Consider the following 24154-nt stretch of genomic DNA (forward strand, 5'->3'; position numbering starts at 1 on the left):
CGCTGCGCTTACCCGACCTACAAAATTTTCTCCCTCTCCCTGTGGGAGAGGGCCGGGGTGAGGGCATCAGACCGCAGAGGATCTACACTCCATATCCCATCATCTTCAACAGCTGCTGTGCATGCTGCACTGCATCCTGTCGGTGCGCTACGCCCAGCTTCTGATACAGATTGCGAATGTGCGTTTTGATGGTGGTCGCCGCCACCGCCAGCTCACCGGCAATCTGCTCGTTGCTGTAGCCGGAATAGATCAGCCCCAGCACCTGCCATTCACGCTGGGTGAGCGGGCTGGTGCGGATAAGCTCCGGCACTTCCGGATGGTTCAGCAGACGTTCAACAAAGTTCTCATCGAAGTGCGCAAACTTGTGGCGGTGGTGCTGGTTAATCTCGCGCAGAATGCGCTGGGCGCGATGCTGATCGAGTTCTGGCAGTGTGTTGAGCTGAATCAGCTGGCGCAGCTGCTGGGCCATCACTTCACCCTCAATCACAAAGTGGCTGATAAACCCGGTGCGGTTCGCCAGCTGCAACGCTTCCAGCAGTACGCGCTGGGCATCGTTTTTACGTCCCGCCTGCCAGTAAAGCTGGTTTAACAGCAGCAGGTTGCGGTTTAAATCGCTCATCAGGCGCAGGCTGCGGGCGTTTTCGTTTAACTCTTCCAGCACAATCTCGGCAGGCTCAAAGTCACCCAGCAGGATCTGCACGCGAGCGATGTTGCGCCACTGGCTTTGCAGGAAGTGGTTATTGGCAAATTCCGGTTTGGGCGTATGACGCAGCCAGTTGGCGGCGGACTTTTTATCGCCGGTCATCTGCCAGTAAATCACCCGCACCTTATCGGCGTTGGACACCCAGTCGCTATGGTACTGCCCGTTGCCGAGCAGGTTTTCCAGGCGGTTAAGATGGTTGCGGGCATTATCCAGGTCGCCGCGCGCCAGCGAGCACTGCACCAGCAGAGCCAGACACTGGAGCTGCTGCTGCGGCTGGAAGCTCGAAAGGACATTCAGACCCTGGCGGGCGCAGCTTTCTGCTTCATCCAGACGCGACCATGCCCACAGCAGCTGAGCGCGAATACGCAACAGGAACTCGTGCATCGGCAGCTGTTCCAGATGCTGTTCACGGATCAGCTGGAACGCTTTCTCCTGGTTTTCCCAGGCGGCTTGCAGGAATCCCTGAGCAAATAAAATCTCGCTTTGCTGGATCAGGTTCCAGAGGGCGTAATGCCAGACATCGTGGCGGCGCGCCATCTGTTCGGTTTGCTGCATGAGTGAAAGCGAACGCGTGAGATCGCCCTTACAGTGCAGCACTTCGCCGTGTACCGAGGTGGCCACAATACGGCTGTAAAAATTCGCCAGCGGCAGCTCATCCAGCGCGACCATCGCCAGCCGTTCGGCTTCCTCAGGGTCACCGTCGTTAATCGCCACCTGCGCACGCAGGGCGTTAAATTCGCCATGCAGGGTGGTATCCATCTCGCTTTCCATCTCCTGCTCGGCGCGCGCCAGCAGGGTGTTCACTTCGCTGTAGCGATGCTGGCTCTGCATCAGCCAGGCCTGGAGCAGCACCAGACGCGGATTCTCCAGCAGGCTTTCCCACGGCAGCGCTTTTAACGACTCTTCCAGCAGCGTCAGTTCACTGTGGTTGAACAGTCCCCACGCGTGGTTGAGCAGAATATCGCGCAGCATACCGGCATCCCCGGCGGCCAGCGCATGGTGGATAGCCTCGCTCGGAAAACCTTGCGCCATCCAGCTTTCGGCGGCGGCGCGGTGAATGTCAGGCAGCTCTGCGGCCAGTTCCCACTGGCAACGCTGGCGCAGGAAGCTGCCAAACAGCGGATGGTAGCTAAACCATTCGCCGGGATCGTCCATGCGCGTCAGGAACAGACCCTGACGTTCAATCTCTTCGAGCTGAAGCTGCCCGTTTTCAATGCCGGTGACGCGTACAATCAGCGCATCGTTCATGGAACGCAGCAGGGAGCTTTTCAGCAGGAAATGGCGGGTGGAGAGGTCAACGCTGTCGAGTACCTCATCCACCAGATAATCCGACAGGTGGCTGGCGTTGATGCCCGCCAGGCGGCGTGCGGACTGATGCGTCGGGCTGTTGTTTTGCCGCGCGGAGAGGGCAATCAGCTGAAGCGCCGTGGCCCAGCCGGCAACGTCATCGCACAGGCGGCTGCTTTCCGACGCCTCAATCGGAGACGTCAGGCGGCAGTCAAAGAACTGCTTCGCTTCCTGATGGGTAAAGGCCAGCTGCTGACTGCCGATTTCCAGCAGCTGATCGCGCACGCGCAGGTTGGCAATGCCCAACTGCGGAAGGTTACGCGACAGGACAACCAGCGTCAGGTTTTCCGGCTGATGGCGCAGGAAGAAACGCATGGACTCGTGAATAACCGGGTTGGTGATCAGATGATAATCATCAATCACCACATACAGCGGGCGATGCCATTCGGCCAGCTCTATAAACAGCTGGGAGAAAAGAGAGGACAGGCTGGCGTACTGGCGCTTTTGCACCATCACCTCGCTGGTGACGCAGTGTCCGTTGGTTGCCTGCTGAATCGCGGCAATTAAATAGCTGGCAAAACGCTCCTGCTGGTTATCCCCTTCATCCAGGGAGTACCAGCCAAGATCGCTTTTACCTGCCGCCCATTGCGAAATGAGCGTTGTTTTTCCATAACCCGCAGGACTCGTAACCAGCGCCAGTCGGAAATTATGCGCACCGGAAAGTTTAGCCAGCAGGCGCTCGCGGACCACAGTATGGTCAAGACGAACCGGGCGACTTAATTTGGACGGAATCAACATAGTTTTCACTTCACTGTGGGGAACGAGAGAATTTATTTTTTTTGCGCTTCGTAATTAATATCTATAAGTTCGGCCAATAGAGGAACTATTGCAAGTTATGTCTGGGTTTGGAGGCTCTGAATTTGCACTCTGTCACAAAACATTCTCATCACTGATTGAACTTTCCGTAAATGGCTGGATGCCGCGCTGCTTCTGGCTTGTGTGCATAAGTCGCGGTTGCGCTGAAACTGGTTTCAGAAAGAGATAATGACGCTGAAGTTAATTAACTTCGGGGAAAGTTGCATCGGCTTAATAGGGGTGCTGAATAATCCCGACGCGCGGAAATATTATTCTACGTAAGTAATCATTTCAGCGATGATTAATTTCCTCCGAAACTGCATTTCATTTCTTTGACGCTCTTCCGGGATCGCTTTTTCCGCGAAGCGCACACTCACACAGTGGCCTCGATCACACTTTTATGCTCATCCCCGCTACTCCTCCCTGTCTAATCCCCGACAGGAGGAGGAAGAGGCACAATGAGCCAGGCACACTAGCGTTAAATGTTTTTACTCTCTACAGGATGCCGATTCCCTATGTCACAGCCTACTTTCAACAAAGCTCAATTTCAGGCTGCCCTGACGCGTCAGTGGCAGCGTTTTGGTCTTCATGCTGCAAACGAAATGACGCCTCACCAGTGGTGGCAGGCGGTGAGCGGGGCGCTCGCAGAGCAGCTGGACGCTCAGCCTGTGACGAAGCCCGTGAAAGGCCAGCGTCACGTCAACTACATTTCAATGGAGTTCCTGATTGGCCGTCTGACGGGTAACAATCTGCTGAACCTTGGCTGGTATCAGGAGGTCGGTGACGTGCTGAAAGAACACGACATCAACCTGACCGATCTGCTGGAAGAAGAGATTGATCCGGCGCTGGGTAACGGCGGTCTGGGACGTCTGGCAGCCTGCTTCCTGGATTCCATGGCAACCGTGGGCCAGTCGGCGATTGGCTATGGCCTGAACTATCAGTACGGCCTGTTTCGTCAGTCATTTGCCGACGGCCATCAGATGGAAGCGCCAGACGACTGGCACCGCAATACCTATCCGTGGTTCCGCCACAACGCGCAGCTGGATGTGCAGGTCGGGATTGGCGGGAAAGTCACGAAGCAGGGACTCTGGGAACCGGCGTTCACCATTACCGGTGAAGCCTGGGACCTGCCGGTACTCGGCTACCGTAACGGCGTGGCGCAGCCGCTGCGCCTGTGGCAGGCGAAGCACGCGCATCCGTTTAACCTGACCAAATTCAACGACGGTGATTTCCTGCGCGCCGAGCAGCAGGGGATCGACGCCGAGAAGCTGACCAAAGTCCTCTACCCGAACGATAATCATCTGGCGGGTAAAAAGCTGCGTCTGATGCAGCAGTACTTCCAGTGCGCCTGTTCCGTGGCGGATATTCTGCGTCGCCACCACCTGGCGGGCCGCAAGCTGGCTCAGCTGCCGGACTTCGAAGTTATTCAGCTTAACGACACGCATCCGACCATTGCCATCCCGGAACTGCTGCGCGTGCTGATCGACGAGCATCAGCTGAGCTGGGACGACGCCTGGGCCATCACCAGCCGCACCTTCGCCTACACCAACCACACCCTGATGCCGGAAGCGCTCGAGTGCTGGGATGAGAAGCTGGTGAAAACGCTGCTGCCGCGCCATATGCAGATCATCAACAAGATTAACGACCAGTTCAAAACGCTGGTGGAGAAAACCTGGCCGGGCGATAAGGCCGTCTGGGCGAAGCTGGCCGTTGTGCACGACAAGCAGGTGCGCATGGCGAACATGTGCGTGGTCAGCGGCTTTGCGGTGAACGGCGTTGCCGCGCTGCACTCGGATCTGGTGGTGAAAGATCTCTTCCCGGAATACCACCAGCTGTGGCCGACCAAATTCCATAACGTGACCAACGGCATCACGCCGCGTCGCTGGATTAAGCAGTGCAACCCGCTGCTGGCCGGCCTGCTGGACAAGTCCCTGAAGAAAGAGTGGGCCAACGACCTGGACCAGCTCATCAACCTGGAAAAACAGGCCGACAACGCGAAGTTCCGCGAGCAGTACCGCGCCATTAAGCTGGAGAACAAGGTTCGTCTGGCCGAGTTTGTGAAAATGCGCACCGGAATTGAGATCAACCCGAATGCGATTTTCGATATCCAGATCAAACGACTGCACGAGTACAAACGTCAGCACCTGAACCTGCTGCACATTCTGGCGCTGTACAAAGAGATCCGCGAGAACCCGCAGGCCGACCGCGTCCCGCGCGTGTTCCTGTTCGGTGCGAAAGCGGCGCCGGGCTACTACCTGGCGAAAAACATTATCCTTGCCATTAATAAAGTGGCGGCGGCGATCAACAGCGATCCGAAAGTGGGCGACAAGCTGAAGGTGGTGTTCCTGCCGGACTACTGCGTTTCTGCGGCTGAAATGCTGATCCCGGCGGCGGATATTTCCGAGCAGATCTCTACCGCCGGTAAAGAAGCGTCCGGTACCGGCAACATGAAGCTGGCCCTGAACGGCGCGCTGACCGTCGGCACGCTGGACGGTGCGAACGTCGAAATCGCCGAGAAGGTCGGCGAAGAGAACATCTTTATCTTCGGCCATACTGTTGAAGAAGTGAAAGCCATCAAAGCCAAAGGGTACGACCCGGTGAAATGGCGTAAAAAAGATAAAGTGCTGGATGCGGTGCTCAAAGAGCTGGAAAGCGGGAAGTACAGCGACGGCGACAAGCACGCGTTTGACCAGATGCTGCACAGCATGGACAAACAGGGCGGCGACCCGTACCTGGTGATGGCTGACTTCTCGGCTTACGTTGAAGCGCAGAAGCAGGTCGACGTGCTGTATCGCGACCAGGATGCCTGGACCCGCGCGTGTATCCTGAACACCGCGCGCTGCGGTATGTTCAGCTCTGACCGCTCAATCCGTGATTATCAGGCTCGTATCTGGCAGGCAAAACGCTAAGGAAGCGCGATGGAGAGTAAACGTCTGGACAGTGCCGCGCAGGCGGCGGGAATTAGCCTCAGTTACATCAATGCGCACGGCAAACCGCAGTCTATTGGTGCGGACACCAAAAGACGTTTGCTGGATGCCATGCACAAAACCGACGCGAAAGCGTCGGGTGCGCCGGTGCCGAACGTCAAGGTCTTTACCGCGGGCAAAAAGATGCCGCTGGCGGTGGAAGGGCGCGGCGAGTTCAGCTGGCTGCTCACCACCGAAGAGGGGCATCAGCACAAAGGCCATGTCACCGGCGGCAAAACCCTTAACCTTCCGGCGAAGCTGCCGGAGGGCTACCACACGCTTACGCTGACCCGGGACGACCAGCGTTTTCACTGTCGAGTGATTGTGGCGCCAAAGCGCTGCTATGAGCCGCAGGCGCTGCGTGAAGGCAAAAAGCTGTGGGGCGCCTGCGTGCAGCTCTATACCCTGCGTTCGGACAGCAACTGGGGCATTGGCGATTTCGGCGACCTGAAAAAGATGCTGGCATCTGTTGGTGAGCGCGGCGGCGCGTTCATCGGCCTCAACCCGATCCACGCCCTCTATCCGGCGAATCCGGAAAGCGCCAGCCCGTACAGCCCGTCTTCCCGTCGCTGGCTGAACGTGATTTACATCGACGTTAACGCGTTAGACGATTTCAAAAACAGCAAAGAGGCGCAGGCGTGGTGGAAGCTTGAGACCACGCAACAGCTGCTGAAACAGGCCCGCGATGCGGACTGGGTTGATTACGCCTCCGTTACCGCGCTGAAAATGGCGGCTCTGCGTCTGGCCTGGAAGGGCTTTGCGAAGCGTGACGACGAGCACATGGCAGCCTTCCGCCAGTTTGTGATGCAGGAAGGTGAGAGCCTTTACTGGCAGGCAGCGTTTGATGCGCTGCATGCGTATCAGGTTCAGGAGGACGAGATGCGCTGGGGCTGGCCGGTGTGGCCGGAAGCCTATCAGTCCGTTGATACCCCGGAAGTGAAGGCATTCTGTGAGACGCATGCCGACGAGGTGGATTTCTATCTCTGGTTGCAGTGGCTGGCGTACAGCCAGTTTGCCGCCTGCTGGCAGGTGAGCCAGGGCTATAACATGCCGATCGGGTTGTATCGCGATCTGGCTGTCGGCGTGGCGGAAGGCGGGGCGGAAACCTGGTGTGACCGTGAACTTTACTGCCTGAAAGCTTCTGTGGGGGCGCCGCCGGATATTCTGGGCCCGCTCGGTCAGAACTGGGGCTTACCGCCGATGGATCCGCACGTGATGACGGCGCGTGCCTACGAGCCGTTTATCGACCTGCTGCGCGCTAACATGCAGAACTGCGGCGCGTTGCGTATCGACCACGTGATGTCCGTGCTGCGCCTGTGGTGGATCCCGTACGGTGAAACGGCTGACCACGGGGCGTACGTGCAGTATCCGGTGGACGACCTGCTCTCAATTCTCGCGCTGGAGAGTAAACGTCATCAGTGCATGGTGATTGGCGAAGATCTCGGTACCGTGCCGGTGGAAATTGTCAGCAAGCTCCGCGACAGCGGGGTTTACTCCTACAAAGTGCTCTATTTTGAAAACGACCATGAGAAAACCTTCCGCGCGCCGAAAGCGTACCCTGAACAGTCAATGGCAGTCGCGACGACGCATGATCTTCCTACGCTCAGAGGCTACTGGGAAAGCGGCGACCTAACGCTCGGCAAAACGCTGGGTCTCTACCCGGATGAAGAGGTTCTGCGTGGGCTGTATCAGGATCGCGAGCTGGCGAAGCAGGGGTTGCTGGATGCGCTGCATAAGCATGGCTGTCTGCCGAAGCGCGCCGGGCATAAGGCGTCGCTGATGTCGATGACGCCAACGCTTAACCGTGGCTTACAGCGCTATATTGCCGACAGCAACAGCGCGTTGCTCGGTCTGCAACCGGAAGACTGGATTGATATGGCGGAGCCGGTAAACATCCCCGGCACCAGCTATCAGTACAAAAACTGGCGCCGCAAGCTGTCCACAACGCTTGAAGCGATGTTTGCCGATGACGGGGTGAACAGGTTGATTAAGGATTTGGATAAACGGCGAAAAGCAGCCGCGAAGAAGTGATAAAAAACCCGCCAGTGGCGGGTTTTTTATTGCCCGGTGGCGCTAACGCTTACCGGGCCTACGTGCATTAAGTAGGTCGGGTAAGGCATAGCCGCCACCCGACTTAATACATCAAACCACCATATTCAACAGCAGCACCCCGACCAGACCGCACACCGAAATAATGGTTTCCAGCGCGGACCAGGACTTGATGGTTTCACCGATGGTCAGGTTGAAGTACTCCTTGAACAGCCAGAAGCCCGGATCGTTCACGTGGGAGAAAATCACGCTCCCGGAACCAACCGCGATAACCATCAGCTCAGGGCTGACGCCCGTGGTCGCAATCAGCGGCGCAACGATACCGCCCGCGGTAATCGCCGCAACGGTCGCAGAGCCCAGCGCGATACGCAACACCGCGGCAATAGACCATGCCATCAGCAGCGGGGAGACGTTGGTTTCATGCATCATGGCCGCGATGTATTTATCCACGCCGCTGTCGACCAGCACCTGCTTGAACGCGCCGCCACCGCCGATGATCAGCAGCATCATGGCAATGATTTTGATGGAAGAAGTCAGCGTGTCGTTGATCTGATCCATGGAACGGCCACGGTTAAGACCGAAGGTGAACATGGCGATCAGGACCGCAATCAGCGTCGCCATCACCGGGTCGCCCAGGAACTCCGCAACGGACAGGAACGCGTGACCTTTCGGCAGAACCATCTCTGCTATGGCACGCATCGCCATCAGGATCACCGGTACCAGTGAGGTCCAGACGCTGACGCCAAAGCCTGGCATCTCTTCTTCAGTAAAGGTTTTGGCGCTGTACAGCCCTTCCGGGATAGGCTTATCAATGCCTTTCAGGAAGCGCGCATACACCGGGCCTGCCAGAATCACCGTCGGGATCGCCAGAATCGTACCAAACAGCAGGGTTTTACCCATATCGGCATGGAAGATGGTGGCGATAGCCGTTGGGCCCGGATGCGGCGGCAGGAAACCGTGGGTGACGGACAGCGCCGCAGCCATCGGCACACCCACGAACAGCAGCGGGATGTTGGCGGCAGCGGCGATGGTGAACACCAGCGGCAGCATCAGCACGAAGCCCACTTCATAGAACAGCGCGAAACCGACGGTAAAACCGGTTAACACCACCGCCCATTGAATGTTCTTCTTACCAAATTTGTCGATCAGCGTGGTGGCAATACGCTGTGCGCCACCGCAGTCCGCGAGCATTTTACCGAGCATGGCGCCGAAGCCCATGATCAGCGCCAGGCTGCCGAGCGTACCGCCGACACCGGCTTTAATGGAGCTGATAACTTTAACCAGCGGCATTCCCTGCATCAGACCGACTGCAAGTGCCACCAGAACCAGAGCGATAAATCCGTTCATTTTGAAGCGGATCATCAAGAGCAGTAATAACACAACACCGATAGCGACGATGACTAATGGCATGATTGACCTGGCCTTTGAATTGTTATGGGTAACGTCATTGTTTCAACGACAAATTCCGGTTGTCCCAACTGGGAACAGAGTGTTAACGGCACTCATACTGATGCCTGCGAAAACGTTAAGTTTAGTCGGCTGTTATAAGGGTGTTGAGTGCCCACGAGAATGATACGGGTAACATGCGGTGATTGAGAATCACCCAGGGAGGCAAAATTTGAATTATGAGACGCAGGTCAACATACAGAGGGGGAGGCAAGAAAAAGTAGGCCCGGTAAGCGCAGCGCCACCGGGCAATACAGACGGGGACTGAATCAGTAGTAAGAGTGCTCGCCGCGCTGGTGCTCGGTCAGATCGCGCACGCCTTTCAGTTCCGGAAATTCGTTCAGCAGCTGCTTCTCGATCCCTTCTTTCAGGGTTACATCAACCATGGAGCAGCCGTTACAGCCGCCGCCGAATTGCAGGATCGCCAGACCATCTTCGGTGATTTCCATCAGGGAAACACGTCCCCCGTGGCCGGCCAGCTGCGGGTTGATCTGCGATTGCAGCAGATATTCCACACGCTCCATCAGCGGGGCATCGTCAGAAACTTTACGCATCTTCGCGTTTGGCGCCTTCAGCGTCAGCTGAGAACCCAGTTGGTCAGTGACGAAATCAATCTCCGCATCTTCAAGATACGGCGCGCTCAGCTCATCAACGTACGCGGTGAGCTGTTCAAATTTAAGGGCAGTGTCAGTTGCTTCCACAGCATCCGGAGGACAATAAGAGACACCACATTCTGCATTCGGAGTGCCTGGATTGATCACAAACACGCGGATCTGCGTCCCTTCTTCCTGATTTGCCAGCAGTTTGGCAAAGTGCGCTTGTGCAGAATCGGAAATACGGATCATAGCTTTGGCCTAATAGTTGACTAAATTACCTGGGTATAATCATACGCCCATTGAAGAAGGGCTACAAGGTACGGCACAGACACCATACCTGAACTGACGCGGCGCCGCTTTGCAAAAGCAGTCGGGAAAGTTCAGCCACGGTACTGCCCGTGGTGACGACATCATCCACAATCGCGATATGGAGGCCGTTGACCGGCAATTCAAGGCGAAAGGCGTTTTTCAGGTTCCTTTTGCGCGACCGGGCGTTGAGCCGGTGCTGAACGGCAGTGGCATGAGTACGTTTCAGCGTAGAGGCTGGGTACCGGCAACCCAGCCAGTGGGCGAGCGGACGGCACAGCAGGTCGCTCTGATTGTATCCCCGCCGCCAGTGCCGACGCTGAAACAGTGGCACGTTCACAAGCGTGTCGACCGGCGGCAGCCCGCGCGTTCTTCGCGCCTGTAATACCGCCAGTAACAACAGGCGTGCCAGGGGCTGCGCCAGTGCAGTCTGGCTGGAAAACTTAAACTGATGAACCAGACGACTCAGCGGCAAAACGTAATCATCCACCGCCACCAGCGCGCTCCACGGCGGCGCTTTTTTCAGGCAACGGCCGCAGGGGAGCGTCTGGCTTACGGCAGGCAAGCCGCATTGCGGACAGCCCTTCAGGTAACCCAGCGCTCGCGTGCAAACGGAACAGACGCCCCACGCGCTCATCGCAAGTGGCATTCGGCATAGCCAGCACAAGCCGGGCACTGTTAGCATACGCAACCTCCATGTGAAAAAAGAGAACGTTAACTGATGAAGACGCTGTGGTGGCAGACCGTTGGGACGGGAAATTGTCATCTTGTGCTGCTGCACGGATGGGGACTGAACGCCGAAGTGTGGCGTTGCATAAGTGAGGAACTGGCCTCGCAATTCACGGTACACCTGGTGGATCTACCGGGCTATGGCCGCAGCCACGGCTACGGCGCGATGACGCTCGGCGACATGGCGGAGCAGGTTCTGGAAGCGGCGCCGCAAAAAGCCGTCTGGCTCGGCTGGAGCCTGGGCGGGCTGGTGGCAAGCCAGATTGCGCTGCGCCATCCTGAACGGGTCCAGGCGCTGGTGACCGTGGCCTCATCACCCTGTTTCAGCGCCCGCGAGGCGTGGCCGGGCATCAAACCTGAGGTGCTGGCCGGGTTCCAGCATCAGCTGAGCGAAGACTTCCAGCGGACAGTGGAGCGTTTCCTGGCATTACAGACGATGGGAACAGAAACCGCCCGTCAGGATGCGCGGACGCTGAAGCAGACGGTGCTTTCTCTGCCGATGCCGGAGGTTGAGGTGCTGAACGGAGGGCTGGAAATCCTGAAAACGGCCGATCTGCGCGAGCCGCTGGCGTCGTTAACGGTGCCGCATCTGCGTATTTATGGCTATCTGGATGGACTGGTTCCGCGCAAGGTGGTTCCGCTGCTGGATGCGCTGTGGCCGGAGAGTAAATCAATGGTGGTTGCCAAAGCGGCACATGCGCCGTTCATCTCTCATCCTGCTGAGTTTTGTTCGGCGCTGTCCGGTTTTATCAGCGAAGCGTCCACCACTCCCTGAGACAGGCTTTACCTTCAGGACAACTCTTACAACTGCCGGACAGACAACCGTCCGGCTCTTCCTGAATGCGCACGGCTTTCCCCATGGCCTCCAGCCTTTCCAGCATGGCATCGATCATCGGCTGCGGCGTATGCAGGCTGAGGCTGAGCTGCTTCGCCTCCATTCGCCCCTGTAACGCCAGTAAGTCACGAACCTGAATCAACGATGCCATCTTTCTTCCCCTTAGTGACAGTCGCCCGCAGGGCTGCTACAGCAGGTCGTCGGGGTTTTGCGCGTTGCCAGCAGGTTAACGTCAACGCGGCTACGCGCCCGGCGTAGCAGGCCAATCACCATCACGTTAAACAGGATCACCGCGAGGATACAGACCAGGCTGTAGCGCGGATGCTGGCTGTAATTGACGGCCTGATAAAACACGGTCGCCAGCGAGTAGGCAATGTTCAGCCCCCACAGAATGGAGAAGCCCATCCAGCCGCGGCTGGACTCACGGGCAATGGCGCCCATGACCGAGATGCACGGAATATAGAGCAGGACGAAGATCAGGTAGCTGTAGGCCGCCGACGCGCTGCCAAATTTCTGGCCCATCACGCCCATTGCTCCGGTCGCCATTTCGCCGTCGCCTTTGCTGGCTTCAATCGGGTTCGCCAGTACGCTCAGGCTGAAGGTGTCTTTCAGGCTCTGCCAGGTTTCTTCCACCGCGCCAAGCAGTTCATCGCCGAGGTTGAACGCTGCCGGATTAAACTCCTCTTCCTGGATGTTTTCCGCGGTGTAAAGCGTGTTCAGGGTACCGACAACCACCTCTTTTGCCATCGCGCCGGTGAACAGGCCCACGGTTGCCTGCCAGTTGTCTTCCTGAACGCCAATCGGTTTGAAGACCGGCGTAATGATCCGGCTGACGGAGGCCAGGGCAGAGTCATTAATGTTGTCCGCGGCCTGGCCGCTCAGAGTGAAGCTGTTCAGGGCGCTCAGGAAAATGCTGACCACCACAATCACCTTACCGGCGCGCAGAACGAAGCCCTTCAGGCGCTGCCATGTCTGAATAATCAGGCTTTTCAGATGCGGAACGTGATAAACCGGCAGTTCCATCACGAACGGCGACGCTTCGCCACGCATGATGGTGTGCTTCAGCATCAGGCCGGTGAGAATAGCCATCACGATACCCAGCACATACAGGGAGAAGACGGCCAGCGCTCCTTCCTGACCAAAGAACGCCGCGGCAAAGACCGTGAAGATCGCCAGCCGCGCGCCGCAGGACATGAACGGCGCCATCATGATGGTCATCAGGCGTTCGCGCGGGGCATCCAGCGTACGCGCGCCCATGACTGACGGCACGTTACAGCCAAAGCCGACAATCAGCGGCACGAAGGATTTGCCCGGCAGCCCCAGCGCCTGCATCAGGCGGTCCATCACGAAGGCGGCGCGCGCCATGTAACCGGAATCCTCAAGGAAGGAGAGGAACAGGTACATCATGCCGATCTGCGGCACCAGCGGCAGGACGGTATTGATCCCGCCGCCGATCCCCTGCGCAAGGAAGATGGTCAACCATTCCGGGAAGTGGAGGGTGTAGCCCAGCCACTGAATACCGTGCACGAAGATAGCGACAGAGCCGCCATCAAAGATAGGTTGTAATGCACCGCCGATGTTAATGGCGAGCAGGAACATCACATACATCACCAGTAAAAAGATCGGTAAACCGAGGAAGCGGTTGAGCACAATTTTATCCACGGCGGCGGTGAAGCGGCTGGGTTCAGCGGTTAATGCATTGCTGACCACGTCACAGATAGCGGCGATGGCCTGATAGCGCGCATCCGCAATGTGCAGGGCCGGGTCATCCAGCTCGTCGCTAAGGCGAGCCTGTGCGACATCCAGCTTATCCGCCGCATCGCCTGCGTAGGCGCGGCTGTAGATATCGCCTTCCAGCATTTGCAGGCCAAGCCACAGACGTTGTCTGGCGGGCATGCTGTTATCCATCTCCTGCGCCAGCTGCCCGGCTTCGCGCAGCAGCGGCTGGGCGTAGTGCACCAGTTCGACGTCGGCATTGCCCGTGTGGCGGTCAATCGCCAGCTTCAGGGCGTCAATGCCGCGAGCGCGGGTGGAAACCAGCGGAACCACCGGGCAGCCCAGACGGGCGGAGAGGGCATCGACGTCGATGCGCAGCTTTTGCTTCTCCGCGATGTCGAGCATGTTAAGCGCCACGATGCAGGGAATACCCAGCTCCAGCAGCTGTAACGTGAGATACAGATTTCGTTCGAGGTTAGAGGCATCCACCACGTTGATAAGCAGATCCGCGTCGCCGCTCAGAATATAGTGGCAGGCAATTTGCTCATCGAGAGAGGTCTGGGATGAAATCGTGGTGAGGGAATAGGTCCCCGGTAAATCAACCAGCGTGACCTGATTATCTGTCGTGGTGAACTGGCCTTCTTTGCGTTCAACCGTCACGCCTGCCCAATTTCCCACACGCTGGCGTGCGCCAGTTAACTGATTAAATAAGGTTGTCTTGCCGGAATTAGGATTGCCAATTAAGCCAATAGTTAATTTTTTCATTGTAGTAGACTCACTGAAACCGCTGGCTTGTTAACGGGATAAAGATTCAATTTCAATTAATGCGAGATCTTTTTTACGCAGAACCAGATTAACGCGTCGGGTTTCGATATGAACTGGATCGCCCAACGGTGCAACGCGCACAACCTGGAATGATGAGCCGGGTAGCATGCCCAGTGACAGGAGCTTCTGCCGATAGGCCGGGCTTATCTCACGGGTAAAACCGATAATTTTCCACGCACTGTCTGGAGTGAATTGCATAGCGCCTGATTCCACGATAGGTTAAATAATCTACACTGCGATGATAATGAGAATAGTTTTTATCAGCAATAATAAAAATGTGACGGGATGTTGTTAATCGTATTAATTTGCGGTCTGCTTGACCTTGCTCAATATTTTCGAAATTGAGGTGAAAATAAAAAGAGGGCTATTTGTTAATGAGGTGATAATTCGTGGTTTAAATATGGATACAACATATTTATTTTAATTCCCTGCGGCCTGCTTGCCGGGCGGCACTGCGTTTGCCCGGCCTACAAAACCGTAGGCCCGGTAAGCGTCGCGCCACCGGGCATTTACAGCATTAGCGTTTCTTACCCATCGCCGCTGCCAGCGCATCCATCATCGCGCTGTTGCCCGCTGGCTGTGCGTCACGTCCGCGTGGCTTCGCGGCTTTCGCTGCCGGACGCTGCTGTTCACGGCCACCGCCATTACCGCCACGGCGCGCGTTAGTGTCGCCCGGCTGCTCGTCCAGACGCATGGTCAGGGCAATACGCTTGCGCTGGAGATCCACTTCGAGCACTTTCACCTTCACGATGTCGCCCGCTTTGACCACGGTGTGCGGATCTTCAACGAACTTGTCGGCGAGGGAAGAGATATGCACCAGACCATCCTGATGCACGCCGATATCCACAAACGCGCCAAAGTTGGTGACGTTGGTTACCGCCCCCTCCAGCACCATGCCCGGCAGCAGGTCGTTCATGGTTTCTACGCCCTCAGCAAAGGTCGCGGTTTTAAACTCAGGACGCGGATCGCGGCCCGGTTTTTCCAGCTCTTTGATGATGTCGGTGACCGTCGGCACGCCGAACTGTTCGTCGGTGAAATCCACCGCTTTCAGGTTACGCAGCGCGCTGCTGTCGCCCATCAAGTCTTTCAGCGCCTGCCGGGTGGCGGCCAGGATACGCTCGACAACCGGATAGGCTTCCGGGTGAACGGTAGAGGCATCCAGCGGGTTATCGCCGTGATTGATGCGCAGGAAGCCCGCGCACTGCTCAAATGCTTTTGGCCCCAGACGGCTCACCTTCAGCAGCTGCTGGCGGTTCTGGAACTGACCGTTTTCATCACGCCAGGCGACGATATTCTGCGCCATCATACGGGTCAGGCCCGCCACGCGGGTCAGCAGGGGCACGGAAGCGGTGTTCAGGTCCACGCCGACGGCGTTAACACAGTCTTCCACTACCGCATCCAGCTTACGCGCCAGCTGCGTCTGGCTCACGTCGTGCTGATACTGGCCCACGCCGATGGATTTCGGGTCAATCTTCACCAGCTCCGCCAGCGGATCCTGCAAACGACGGGCGATAGAGACCGCACCGCGCAGGGAAACGTCCAGATCCGGGAACTCCTGCGCTGCCAGTTCCGAGGCGGAATAGACAGATGCCCCCGCTTCACTGACGATCACTTTCTGCGCCGTCACTTTCGGGAACTGCTTCTGCACGTCGAGATAGAAACGTTCAGTTTCTCGGGACGCCGTACCGTTACCGATGGCAACCAGCTCAACGTTGTACTTCTCGCACAGCGCGGCGACGACGACAGCCGCTTTCGCTGCCTGACCGGTGTGCGGGTAAATGGTGTCGGTGGCAACCAGCTTGCCGGTGCCGTCAACCACGGCCACCTTCACGCCGGTACGCAGACCCGGATCGAGACCCATGGTGGCGCGCAGGCCAGCTGGCGCCGCCATCAGCAGGTCGTGCAGGTTACGGGCGAAGACGTTGATCGCTTCGTCTTCGGCGCGCTCGCGCACGGTGCCCATCAGCTCGGTTTCGAGGTGCATCAGCACCTTGATGCGCCAGGTCCAGCTCACCACGCCTTTGCGCCAGCTGTCCGCCGGGGCGTTGTTCAGGCGCAGGCCCAGATGGTCGATAATGATCTGCTCGCAGTGGCTCTCTTTTGGCGGCTCGTCAAACTGTGGATCGGCATTCAGGGAGAGTTGCAGCACGCCTTCGTTACGGCCGCGGAACATCGCCAGCGCGCGGTGAGACGGCGCGGTAGAAATGGGTTCGTGGTGATCAAAGTAGTCGCGGAATTTCGCGCCTTCTTCCTCTTTGCCGGACACCACGGTGGAGACGATATGCGCGTTCTTCCACAGGTAATCACGCACTTTGGCCAGCAGCGCCGCGTCTTCGGCGAAGCGCTCCATCAGAATGTAGCGCGCGCCGTCCAGCGCGGCTTTGGTGTCTGCTACGCCTTTATCGGCGTCGATAAATTTGGCGGCTTCGGTTTCCGGATCGTGGGACGGTTCGTTCCACAGCAGATCGGCCAGTGGCTCAAGGCCGGCTTCGATCGCAATCTGCCCGCGCGTGCGGCGCTTCGGTTTGTACGGCAGATAGAGGTCTTCGAGCTCGGTTTTACTCAGGGTACCGTTAATGGCTTTTTCCAGGTCACTGGTCAGCTTGCCCTGCTCGCCGATAGATTTGAGGATCGCCTGACGTCGGTCTTCCAGCTCGCGAAGATAGCCCAGACGGGTCTCCAGGTTTCGCAGCTGCGTGTCATCCAGACCGCCGGTGACTTCCTTACGATAACGTGCAATAAACGGCACGGTGTTCCCTTCATCAAGCAGGCGAACGGCAGCTTCTACCTGTTCGGCTCTGGCCTGAAGTTCACCCGCAATAATGCGGCAGAGCGACTCTTTCATCATGGTCAGTTCATCTTGTGGATCGAAAATCAGGGGGATAGTTATACGGGCTGACACCAAAAAATGCCAGCCGGGGAGGGCGCTCTCGGACTATTTAACATACTCGATTTCGTTGACGTACCAGCTTGCTTCACCCGCAGGCGTCTGGACAACGGCTAAATCGCCTACCTCTTTTTTCAGCAGGGCGCGGGCCATGGGTGAGTCGATAGAAATGTAATCCTTACGACCGAAAATTTCATCGTAGCCGACGATACGAAAACGCAGGGTGTCGCCGCTGTCGTTTTCAATTTCGACCCACGCGCCGAAGAAGACTTTACCTTCCTGCTGCGGGGAGTAATCGACAATTTTGAGATTCTCGAGGCACTTCGTCAGGTAGCGTACCCGGCGATCGATTTCGCGCAGCCGCTTTTTATTGTACTGGTAGTCCGCATTCTCGCTGCGGTCGCCCAGGCTTGCTGCCCAGGTGACTTTTTTGGTCACTTCCGGACGCTCTTCGCGCCACAGGTAATCCATCTCTTTTTTGAGTTTCTCGTACCCTTCACGGGTGATCAGAGGCGTTTTCATGGTGCAGCCTTTAATGCCGGTTAACTGTCTTTGCGCACAATACGTAGCGCACAGTGTAACAGACAAGATTAATAATGATTTATGTGATGAAATGAACAGATAAGCTGCTGTTAAATATGCTTTGTAACAATTTCGTCTAGAATTTATACCAGAATTTGCTGGTCGAACCCGTGCACTTTTTTAGAATACGCTGTTCCAGGCTTATCCGAACCTTTGGGAGTACACACAATGCAAGAGAACTACAAAATTCTGGTCGTAGATGACGACATGCGCCTGCGTGCGCTGCTGGAACGTTATCTGACCGAGCAGGGCTTCCAGGTTCGTAGCGTCGCGAACGCGGAACAGATGGATCGTCTGCTGACGCGTGAATCCTTCCACCTGATGGTGTTGGACCTGATGCTGCCTGGCGAAGACGGGCTCTCTATTTGCCGCCGTCTGCGCAGCCAGAGCAACCCGATGCCGATCATCATGGTGACGGCGAAGGGTGAAGAAGTTGACCGCATTGTCGGCCTTGAGATCGGCGCTGATGACTACATTCCAAAGCCGTTCAACCCGCGTGAACTGCTGGCGCGTATTCGCGCCGTGCTGCGTCGTCAGGCGAACGAGCTGCCGGGCGCGCCATCTCAGGAAGAGGCCGTCATTGCATTCGGTAAGTTCAAGCTGAACCTCGGCACCCGTGAAATGTTCCGTGAAGATGAGCCAATGCCGCTCACCAGCGGTGAGTTCGCGGTGCTGAAAGCGCTGGTCAGTCACCCGCGTGAGCCGCTCTCCCGTGACAAGCTGATGAACCTGGCGCGTGGTCGTGAATACTCCGCGATGGAGCGTTCTATCGACGTGCAGATCTCTCGTCTGCGCCGTATGGTGGAAGAAGATCCGGCGCATCCTCGTTATATACAGACCGTGTGGGGTCTGGGCTACGTGTTTGTCCCGGACGGCTCTAAAGCATGAGGCGAATGCGCTTCTCGCCGCGAAGTTCGTTTGCCCGCACGCTGTTATTGATCGTCACCCTGCTGTTTGTCAGCCTGGTGACGACTTACCTGGTGGTGCTGAACTTTGCAATCCTGCCGAGCCTTCAGCAGTTTAATAAGGTGCTGGCATACGAAGTGCGTATGCTGATGACCGACAAACTGCAACTGGAGGACGGCACGCAGTTGGTTGTTCCCCCGGCGTTCCGTCGGGAAATCTACCGTGAGCTGGGCATTTCTCTCTACTCGAACGAAGCGGCGGAAGATGCCGGCCTGCGCTGGGCGCAGCACTATGAATTCCTTAGCCAGCAGATGGCGCAGCAGCTTGGCGGCCCGACGGAAGTGCGCGTTGAGGTCAATAAAAGCTCGCCGGTTGTCTGGCTGAAAACCTGGCTGTCACCCAACATCTGGGTGCGCGTTCCGCTCACCGAGATTCATCAGGGCGACTTCTCGCCGCTGTTCCGATACACCCTGGCGATCATGCTGCTGGCCATCGGCGGCGCATGGCTGTTTATTCGTATCCAGAACCGACCGCTGGTCGATCTGGAGCATGCGGCATTGCAGGTCGGTAAAGGTATTATCCCACCGCCGCTGCGTGAGTATGGCGCATCGGAAGTGCGCTCGGTAACGCGTGCGTTTAACCACATGGCGGCAGGCGTTAAACAGCTGGCGGACGACCGTACGCTGCTGATGGCGGGGGTCAGCCATGACCTTCGCACCCCGCTGACGCGTATCCGGCTGGCAACAGAGATGATGGGCGAGCAGGATGGTTATCTTGCAGAGTCCATCAACAAGGATATCGAAGAGTGTAACGCCATCATCGAGCAGTTTATCGACTACCTGCGCACCGGGCAGGAGATGCCGATGGAGATGGCGGATCTGAACGCGGTTCTGGGCGAAGTGGTTGCCGCCGAAAGCGGCTACGAACGTGAAATTGCGACCGACCTTCAGGCAGGTGAGATTCAGGTACGTATGCATCCGCTCTCCATTAAACGCGCGGTGGCGAATATGGTGGTTAACGCGGCGCGGTACGGCAACGGCTGGATCAAAGTCAGCAGCGGTACGGAACTCAACCGCGCCTGGTTCCAGGTGGAAGACGATGGCCCGGGCATCAAGCCTGAGCAGCGTAAGCACCTGTTCCAGCCGTTCGTGCGCGGCGACAGCGCGCGCAGCACCAGCGGAACCGGCTTAGGCCTGGCGATTGTGCAGCGTATTGTTGATAACCATAACGGACTGCTGGAAATTGGCACCAGCGAGCGGGGCGGTTTGAGCATTCGTGCGTGGTTACCGGTGCCGGTTTTACGGGGGCAGGTGAAAGAGAGTTAAAAAAGGGGGGGCCTGATGCCCTCACCCCGGCCCTCTCCCACGGGGAGAGGGAGAAAACATTAAAAAAGGCAACTTTCGTTGCCTTTTTGCTTTTACCTTGGTCCCGCACTCACCAGCGCAGCACCGGCCGGGGTGTCGGTATACTTCTCGAAGTTTTCGATAAACAGTTTCGCCAGCGATTCAGCCTTCTCACGCCACTGTTCCGGTGAACCGTAGGTGTTACGCGGATCCAGGATACGCGTATCCACGCCCGGCAGCTCTGTTGGGATCGCCAGATCGAACATCGGCAGCGTAAAGGTCTCAGCGTTATCCAGCGAACCATCCAGAATCGCGTCGATGATGGCGCGTGTATCTTTGATGGAGATACGTTTGCCCGTACCGTTCCAGCCGGTGTTCACCAGGTACGCCTGGGCGCCGGATGCCTGCATGCGTTTCACCAGCACTTCCGCGTACTGCGTTGGGTGCAGCGACAGGAACGCCGCGCCGAAGCAGGCGGAGAAGGTTGGGGTTGGCTCGGTCACACCGCGCTCGGTACCCGCCAGTTTAGCGGTAAAGCCGGAGAGGAAATGGTACTGCGTCTGGCTGGCGGTCAGGCGGGAAACCGGTGGCAGCACGCCGAACGCATCCGCGGTCAGGAAAATCACCTTCGTGGCATGACCCGCCTTCGATACCGGCTTGACGATGTTCTCGATGTGGTAGATCGGGTAAGAGACGCGGGTGTTTTCCGTTTTCGAGGCATCGTCGAAGTCGATAGAACCATCGGCACGCACGGTGACGTTTTCCAGCAGCGCATCGCGGCGAATCGCGTGGTAGATATCCGGCTCTGCCTCTTCCGACAGGCGAATGGTCTTCGCGTAGCAGCCGCCTTCAAAGTTAAACACGCCGTCATCATCCCAGCCGTGTTCATCGTCGCCAATCAGACGACGTTTTGGATCGGTGGACAGCGTTGTTTTACCGGTGCCGGAAAGGCCGAAGAACACTGCTACATCGCCTTTTTCCCCGACGTTCGCCGAGCAGTGCATGGAGGCGATACCGCGCAGCGGCAGCAGGTAGTTCATGACCGAGAACATCCCTTTCTTCATTTCGCCGCCGTACCAGGTACCGCCGATCAGCTGGATACGCTCGGTCAGGTTGAAGGCGATGAAGTTTTCGGAGTTCAGACCCTGCTCTTTCCACTGCGGGTTGGTGCATTTCGCGCCGTTCATCACGATAAAGTCAGGGGTGAAGTCTTGCAGTTCTTCATCAGTCGGACGAATGAACATGTTCTTCACGAAATGCGCCTGCCAGGCCACTTCAGTAATGAACCGTACGGAGAGACGGGTGTCGGCGTTAGCGCCGCAGAACGCATCAATAATAAACAGACGCTTGCCGGAAAGCTGATGGGTGACAAGTCCTTTCAGATGCTGCCAGGTTTCCGGGGAGAGCGGTTTGTTATCGTTCTTCCCTTTGCCCTTATCAGCCCACCACAGCGTATCGCGGGTGGTGTCGTCTCGGACGATATACTTATCTTTAGGCGAACGACCGGTAAAAATACCCGTATCGACGGCGATAGCACCCAGGTTCGTCAACACACCGCGCTCGTATCCTTCCAGTGCCGGATTGAGCTCTTCCTGATACAGCGTATCGTAATCGGGGTTGTAGACCACTTCCTGGACGTCGTGAATACCATAAGCCTTGAGATCTTGCGGGGTTAAACCATTAACACGCATATCACTGCTCCTTAGCCAATATGTACTGCCTGAAATTGTAGGGTTTTTCTGGGGATGTTAACCGCGACGGGGCTCATAGATTTACGTATCTGGTCAAAACCCTTACTAACGGAAAACGCTGCGACTCCAGTCACAGGGCGGGCAGATTATCGCAGGAATCGCTTTTTGGATGGGGAAAATGTTCTTAAAAGGTTAATCTCTGGTGAATTTATCCAGAAGAATGTGAATGTAATCGCATACATGTAAGAAAATTACGTAAGGGTTACATTGGGAAAACGATTCAGCTTGGGTGGCGTTTTTTACCCCTCACCCAAAGGGGTGAGGGTGTTCAAGTTCCCTCTCCCCGTTGGGGAGAGGGTTAGGGTTAGGGTGAGGGGAAAGAGGTTTAGTGAACCTGCGGGTCCGCTGGAGAGGCGTTATTGCGGATCTCCGCGATATCCATGGAATTGAACACGTAGTGCGTACCGCAGTAATCACAGTGCATATCGATCTCACCGTCTTCCGCCATGATGCTGTCGATCTCTTCATCCGGCAGCGTTTTCAGGGCGCCAGCACAACGCTCGCGAGAGCAGGTGCACTTAAATTCCACATCCTGCGGATCGTAAACCGTCACTTCTTCTTCGTGGTACAGACGCCACAGCACGTCGGTCGCCGACAGGGTGAACAACTCTTCCGCTTTGATGGTTTCCGTCAACGTTGCCAGATGCTCGAAATCATTGGTCTGCGCATCCTGCGCAGGCAGAACCTGAAGCAGCATACCACCGGCAGCAGGCTGACCATCCACTTCACCGGTGCGGATGAACAGGCGGGTTGGCAGCTGTTCGGAACGCATGAAGTAATCTTCCAGGCAGGCGGCAAGCGTGTCGCCTTCCAGACCGACAACGCCCTGATAGCGCTCACCCTCTTCAGGCGAGATCGTGATAACCAGGTAGCCATTTCCGACCAGCGTTTTCAGATCCGCATTTTCAGGGATATCGCCCTGAACGCGCGCCACGCCGCGCATCTGCTGCTGGTTATTGCCGTTGATCACCGCCAGCGACATCGGGCCATCACCCTGCAACTGAACGGTAATATCGCCAGCGAACTTCAGCGTGGCGGTCAGCAGGCTGGTGGCAACCAGCAGTTCGCCCAACAGGGTTTTCACCGGCAGCGGGTAGTTGTGGTTTTCCAGAATCTGTTTCCAGGTTTCGGATACGGTGACCAGCTCGCCGCGCACGGCGAATTGTTCAAACAGATAGCGGTGTAATTGGTCGTGTTGGGCCATTTTCATCTCTCGTGCAGGTGAGGGTTACTCGCTCTCACCGTGTTTAAATTTCATCAGATCGCGGCGCTCTTTTTTATCCGGTCGCCGGTCCGGGTGAGGCATGGTCAGCGCATTCATCTTGCGCGCCAGCGCGGTTTTCTCGCGCTTCTCTATGCTTTCGGCCGTCTCTTCATACAGCAAAACGGCTTCGGTTGCGGGCCGCCGCTGCTCGGTAATGGCTTTCACCACCACCGTTTTCTCATCGTTGCCCTGGCGAAGCGTTAGCGTGGCATTCAGTTCAACCAGCTTGCTCGGTTTGCTGCGCTGACCGTTGTAATGCACCTTTCCGCCATCAACCATTTCACGGGCAAGGGCGCGCGTTTTGTAAAAACGGGCGGCCCACAGCCATTTATCCAGTCTTACCCCATCAGAGGGTTTTTCTTTCATGGCGTCTCCTTCACGGTGAGTGAGGGGATCATCCGGCGATAGTCGTTCAGCCCCGGATGTCGCAGATAGCTTTTTTCAGCCAGGCCGGAATCCGGATTGGTCACGCCCAGACAATAGCGAATGCCAAAAGCGGCCGCAGAATCCAGAATCGGCTCGCTGTCGTCAATAAACAGCGTGCGTTCAGGCTGTAAACCGGTCTCTTCCACCACGGCATGCCACAACCGCTGATCCTCTTTCGGATAACCAAATGTGTGGGTGGAAAGCAATAAATCAAGGTGTGAAGCAAGACCGGTATGTTCCAGCTTCACGGCCAGGTTATGGGGATGCGCATTCGTCAGCAAAATGCGGCGCTTACCGCAGGCTTTCAGCGCATCCAGGAACGGGACCGTATCGTCGCGCAGTACAGCGCGTGCGCCCTGGGCGGTGGTCATGGCACAAATATCCAAACCGAGTCGCTCGCTCCAGTAGTCAAGACAGTACCAGTTTAGCGTATGCTGCACCGCGCTATATTGCGAACGAATGAATTCCTGCGCTTCCGCCGGGGAGATCCCCTGCTGTTCACCGTATGTTTCCGGGACCAGCTTTTGCCAGAAATAGTTATCAAAGGCGAGATCAAGCAGCGTGCCGTCCATATCAAGCAGGACGGTATCGACCGCCTGCCAGTCGATATTAAGATGCATAAGGGGGAACTCCAGCCAGAAGAAACGTGCGCGACAGGGTAGCACAACTTGTCGCGCAGGGA

18 protein-coding genes are annotated in these 24154 nt (G+C 57.0%); 5 read left to right on the top strand and 13 right to left on the bottom strand.

Annotation, left to right across the window (positions count from 1 at the left end):
• Window positions 1-82: 82 nt before the first annotated feature.
• The gene (malT, locus tag O1722_RS01600) at window positions 83-2788 is read right to left on the bottom strand and encodes an HTH-type transcriptional regulator MalT (protein ID WP_100151293.1); all 2706 of its coding nucleotides are present in this window, start codon (window positions 2786-2788) and stop codon (window positions 83-85) included.
• A gap of 572 nt (window positions 2789-3360) precedes the next feature.
• On the opposite strand from malT, the gene malP reads away from it, so the two are divergent.
• Window positions 3361-5754, top strand: coding sequence for a maltodextrin phosphorylase (malP, locus tag O1722_RS01605; protein WP_033488065.1), 2394 nt, complete (start codon window positions 3361-3363; stop codon window positions 5752-5754).
• Between the two features lie 9 nt (window positions 5755-5763).
• Window positions 5764-7842, top strand: coding sequence for a 4-alpha-glucanotransferase (gene malQ, locus O1722_RS01610; RefSeq protein ID WP_033488064.1), 2079 nt, complete (start codon window positions 5764-5766; stop codon window positions 7840-7842).
• Window positions 7843-7953: 111 nt separating this feature from the next.
• On the opposite strand, the gene gntT is transcribed toward malQ, so the two are convergent.
• The 3 genes from gntT to gntX form a co-directional block, all read right to left on the bottom strand.
• The gene (gntT, locus tag O1722_RS01615; protein ID WP_017384145.1) at window positions 7954-9270 is read right to left on the bottom strand and encodes a gluconate transporter; all 1317 of its coding nucleotides are present in this window, start codon (window positions 9268-9270) and stop codon (window positions 7954-7956) included.
• A 305-nt stretch (window positions 9271-9575) separates the two neighbouring features.
• The gene (gene nfuA / locus O1722_RS01620; protein WP_003861601.1) at window positions 9576-10151 is read right to left on the bottom strand and encodes a Fe-S biogenesis protein NfuA; all 576 of its coding nucleotides are present in this window, start codon (window positions 10149-10151) and stop codon (window positions 9576-9578) included.
• Window positions 10152-10212: 61 nt separating this feature from the next.
• Window positions 10213-10893, bottom strand: a complete 681-nt coding sequence (gntX, locus tag O1722_RS01625) for a DNA utilization protein GntX (protein WP_033488063.1) — start codon at window positions 10891-10893, stop codon at window positions 10213-10215.
• A gap of 36 nt (window positions 10894-10929) precedes the next feature.
• On the opposite strand from gntX, the gene bioH reads away from it, so the two are divergent.
• Window positions 10930-11712, top strand: a complete 783-nt coding sequence (gene bioH, locus O1722_RS01630) for a pimeloyl-ACP methyl ester esterase BioH (RefSeq protein WP_033488062.1) — start codon at window positions 10930-10932, stop codon at window positions 11710-11712.
• Here bioH and feoC read toward each other — a convergent pair.
• The 5 genes from feoC to greB form a co-directional block, all read right to left on the bottom strand.
• Window positions 11687-11923, bottom strand: coding sequence for a [Fe-S]-dependent transcriptional repressor FeoC (feoC, locus tag O1722_RS01635; protein ID WP_017384148.1), 237 nt, complete (start codon window positions 11921-11923; stop codon window positions 11687-11689). The two genes, bioH and feoC, sit on opposite strands and share 26 nt — an antisense overlap.
• 11 nt (window positions 11924-11934) lie before the next feature.
• Window positions 11935-14253, bottom strand: coding sequence for a Fe(2+) transporter permease subunit FeoB (gene feoB, locus O1722_RS01640; RefSeq protein WP_033488061.1), 2319 nt, complete (start codon window positions 14251-14253; stop codon window positions 11935-11937).
• A 30-nt stretch (window positions 14254-14283) separates the two neighbouring features.
• Entirely contained in the window at window positions 14284-14511 is a 228-nt protein-coding gene (gene feoA, locus O1722_RS01645) for a ferrous iron transporter A (protein ID WP_015571441.1), read from the bottom strand.
• Window positions 14512-14830: 319 nt separating this feature from the next.
• Window positions 14831-17161: a Tex family protein gene (locus O1722_RS01650; protein WP_015571440.1), complete on the bottom strand. Its 2331-nt coding sequence runs from the start codon at window positions 17159-17161 to the stop codon at window positions 14831-14833.
• 87 nt (window positions 17162-17248) lie between these two features.
• Entirely contained in the window at window positions 17249-17722 is a 474-nt protein-coding gene (greB, locus tag O1722_RS01655) for a transcription elongation factor GreB (protein WP_017384149.1), read from the bottom strand.
• Window positions 17723-17950: 228 nt separating this feature from the next.
• On the opposite strand from greB, the gene ompR reads away from it, so the two are divergent.
• Window positions 17951-18670, top strand: a complete 720-nt coding sequence (gene ompR, locus O1722_RS01660) for an osmolarity response regulator transcription factor OmpR (protein ID WP_001157751.1) — start codon at window positions 17951-17953, stop codon at window positions 18668-18670.
• Complete coding sequence (envZ, locus tag O1722_RS01665; RefSeq protein WP_003861615.1) at window positions 18667-20013, top strand: two-component system sensor histidine kinase EnvZ; 1347 nt, start codon at window positions 18667-18669, stop codon at window positions 20011-20013. The genes ompR and envZ overlap by 4 nt, the downstream gene beginning before the upstream one ends.
• Before the next feature lie 92 nt (window positions 20014-20105).
• On the opposite strand, the gene pckA is transcribed toward envZ, so the two are convergent.
• The 4 genes from pckA to yrfG form a co-directional block, all read right to left on the bottom strand.
• A complete protein-coding gene (pckA, locus tag O1722_RS01670) occupies window positions 20106-21722 on the bottom strand; it encodes a phosphoenolpyruvate carboxykinase (ATP) (RefSeq protein WP_017693860.1) in 1617 nt (538 codons plus the stop codon).
• 385 nt (window positions 21723-22107) lie between these two features.
• Window positions 22108-22986, bottom strand: coding sequence for an Hsp33 family molecular chaperone HslO (gene hslO / locus O1722_RS01675; RefSeq protein WP_023304550.1), 879 nt, complete (start codon window positions 22984-22986; stop codon window positions 22108-22110).
• Between the two features lie 24 nt (window positions 22987-23010).
• The gene (gene hslR, locus O1722_RS01680) at window positions 23011-23412 is read right to left on the bottom strand and encodes a ribosome-associated heat shock protein Hsp15 (protein ID WP_003861618.1); all 402 of its coding nucleotides are present in this window, start codon (window positions 23410-23412) and stop codon (window positions 23011-23013) included.
• Window positions 23409-24092: a GMP/IMP nucleotidase gene (yrfG, locus tag O1722_RS01685; protein ID WP_000550486.1), complete on the bottom strand. Its 684-nt coding sequence runs from the start codon at window positions 24090-24092 to the stop codon at window positions 23409-23411. Before yrfG ends, hslR begins: the two co-directional genes overlap by 4 nt.
• Window positions 24093-24154 lie beyond the last annotated feature (62 nt).

Source organism: Enterobacter cloacae complex sp. HYC003_NIDB, assembly GCF_056673375.1.

What these genes read in the sequence shown, in the direction of transcription:
- malT (WP_100151293.1), bottom strand. Translation starts at nt 2,788, where the DNA reads ATGTTGATTCCGTCCAAATTAAGTCGCCCGGTTCGTCTTGACCATACT.
- malP (WP_033488065.1), top strand. Translation starts at nt 3,361, where the DNA reads ATGTCACAGCCTACTTTCAACAAAGCTCAATTTCAGGCTGCCCTGACG.
- malQ (WP_033488064.1), top strand. Translation starts at nt 5,764, where the DNA reads ATGGAGAGTAAACGTCTGGACAGTGCCGCGCAGGCGGCGGGAATTAGC.
- gntT (WP_017384145.1), bottom strand. Translation starts at nt 9,270, where the DNA reads ATGCCATTAGTCATCGTCGCTATCGGTGTTGTGTTATTACTGCTCTTG.
- nfuA (WP_003861601.1), bottom strand. Translation starts at nt 10,151, where the DNA reads ATGATCCGTATTTCCGATTCTGCACAAGCGCACTTTGCCAAACTGCTG.
- gntX (WP_033488063.1), bottom strand. Translation starts at nt 10,893, where the DNA reads ATGCTAACAGTGCCCGGCTTGTGCTGGCTATGCCGAATGCCACTTGCG.
- bioH (WP_033488062.1), top strand. Translation starts at nt 10,930, where the DNA reads ATGAAGACGCTGTGGTGGCAGACCGTTGGGACGGGAAATTGTCATCTT.
- feoC (WP_017384148.1), bottom strand. Translation starts at nt 11,923, where the DNA reads ATGGCATCGTTGATTCAGGTTCGTGACTTACTGGCGTTACAGGGGCGA.
- feoB (WP_033488061.1), bottom strand. Translation starts at nt 14,253, where the DNA reads ATGAAAAAATTAACTATTGGCTTAATTGGCAATCCTAATTCCGGCAAG.
- feoA (WP_015571441.1), bottom strand. Translation starts at nt 14,511, where the DNA reads ATGCAATTCACTCCAGACAGTGCGTGGAAAATTATCGGTTTTACCCGT.
- O1722_RS01650 (WP_015571440.1), bottom strand. Translation starts at nt 17,161, where the DNA reads ATGATGAAAGAGTCGCTCTGCCGCATTATTGCGGGTGAACTTCAGGCC.
- greB (WP_017384149.1), bottom strand. Translation starts at nt 17,722, where the DNA reads ATGAAAACGCCTCTGATCACCCGTGAAGGGTACGAGAAACTCAAAAAA.
- ompR (WP_001157751.1), top strand. Translation starts at nt 17,951, where the DNA reads ATGCAAGAGAACTACAAAATTCTGGTCGTAGATGACGACATGCGCCTG.
- envZ (WP_003861615.1), top strand. Translation starts at nt 18,667, where the DNA reads ATGAGGCGAATGCGCTTCTCGCCGCGAAGTTCGTTTGCCCGCACGCTG.
- pckA (WP_017693860.1), bottom strand. Translation starts at nt 21,722, where the DNA reads ATGCGTGTTAATGGTTTAACCCCGCAAGATCTCAAGGCTTATGGTATT.
- hslO (WP_023304550.1), bottom strand. Translation starts at nt 22,986, where the DNA reads ATGGCCCAACACGACCAATTACACCGCTATCTGTTTGAACAATTCGCC.
- hslR (WP_003861618.1), bottom strand. Translation starts at nt 23,412, where the DNA reads ATGAAAGAAAAACCCTCTGATGGGGTAAGACTGGATAAATGGCTGTGG.
- yrfG (WP_000550486.1), bottom strand. Translation starts at nt 24,092, where the DNA reads ATGCATCTTAATATCGACTGGCAGGCGGTCGATACCGTCCTGCTTGAT.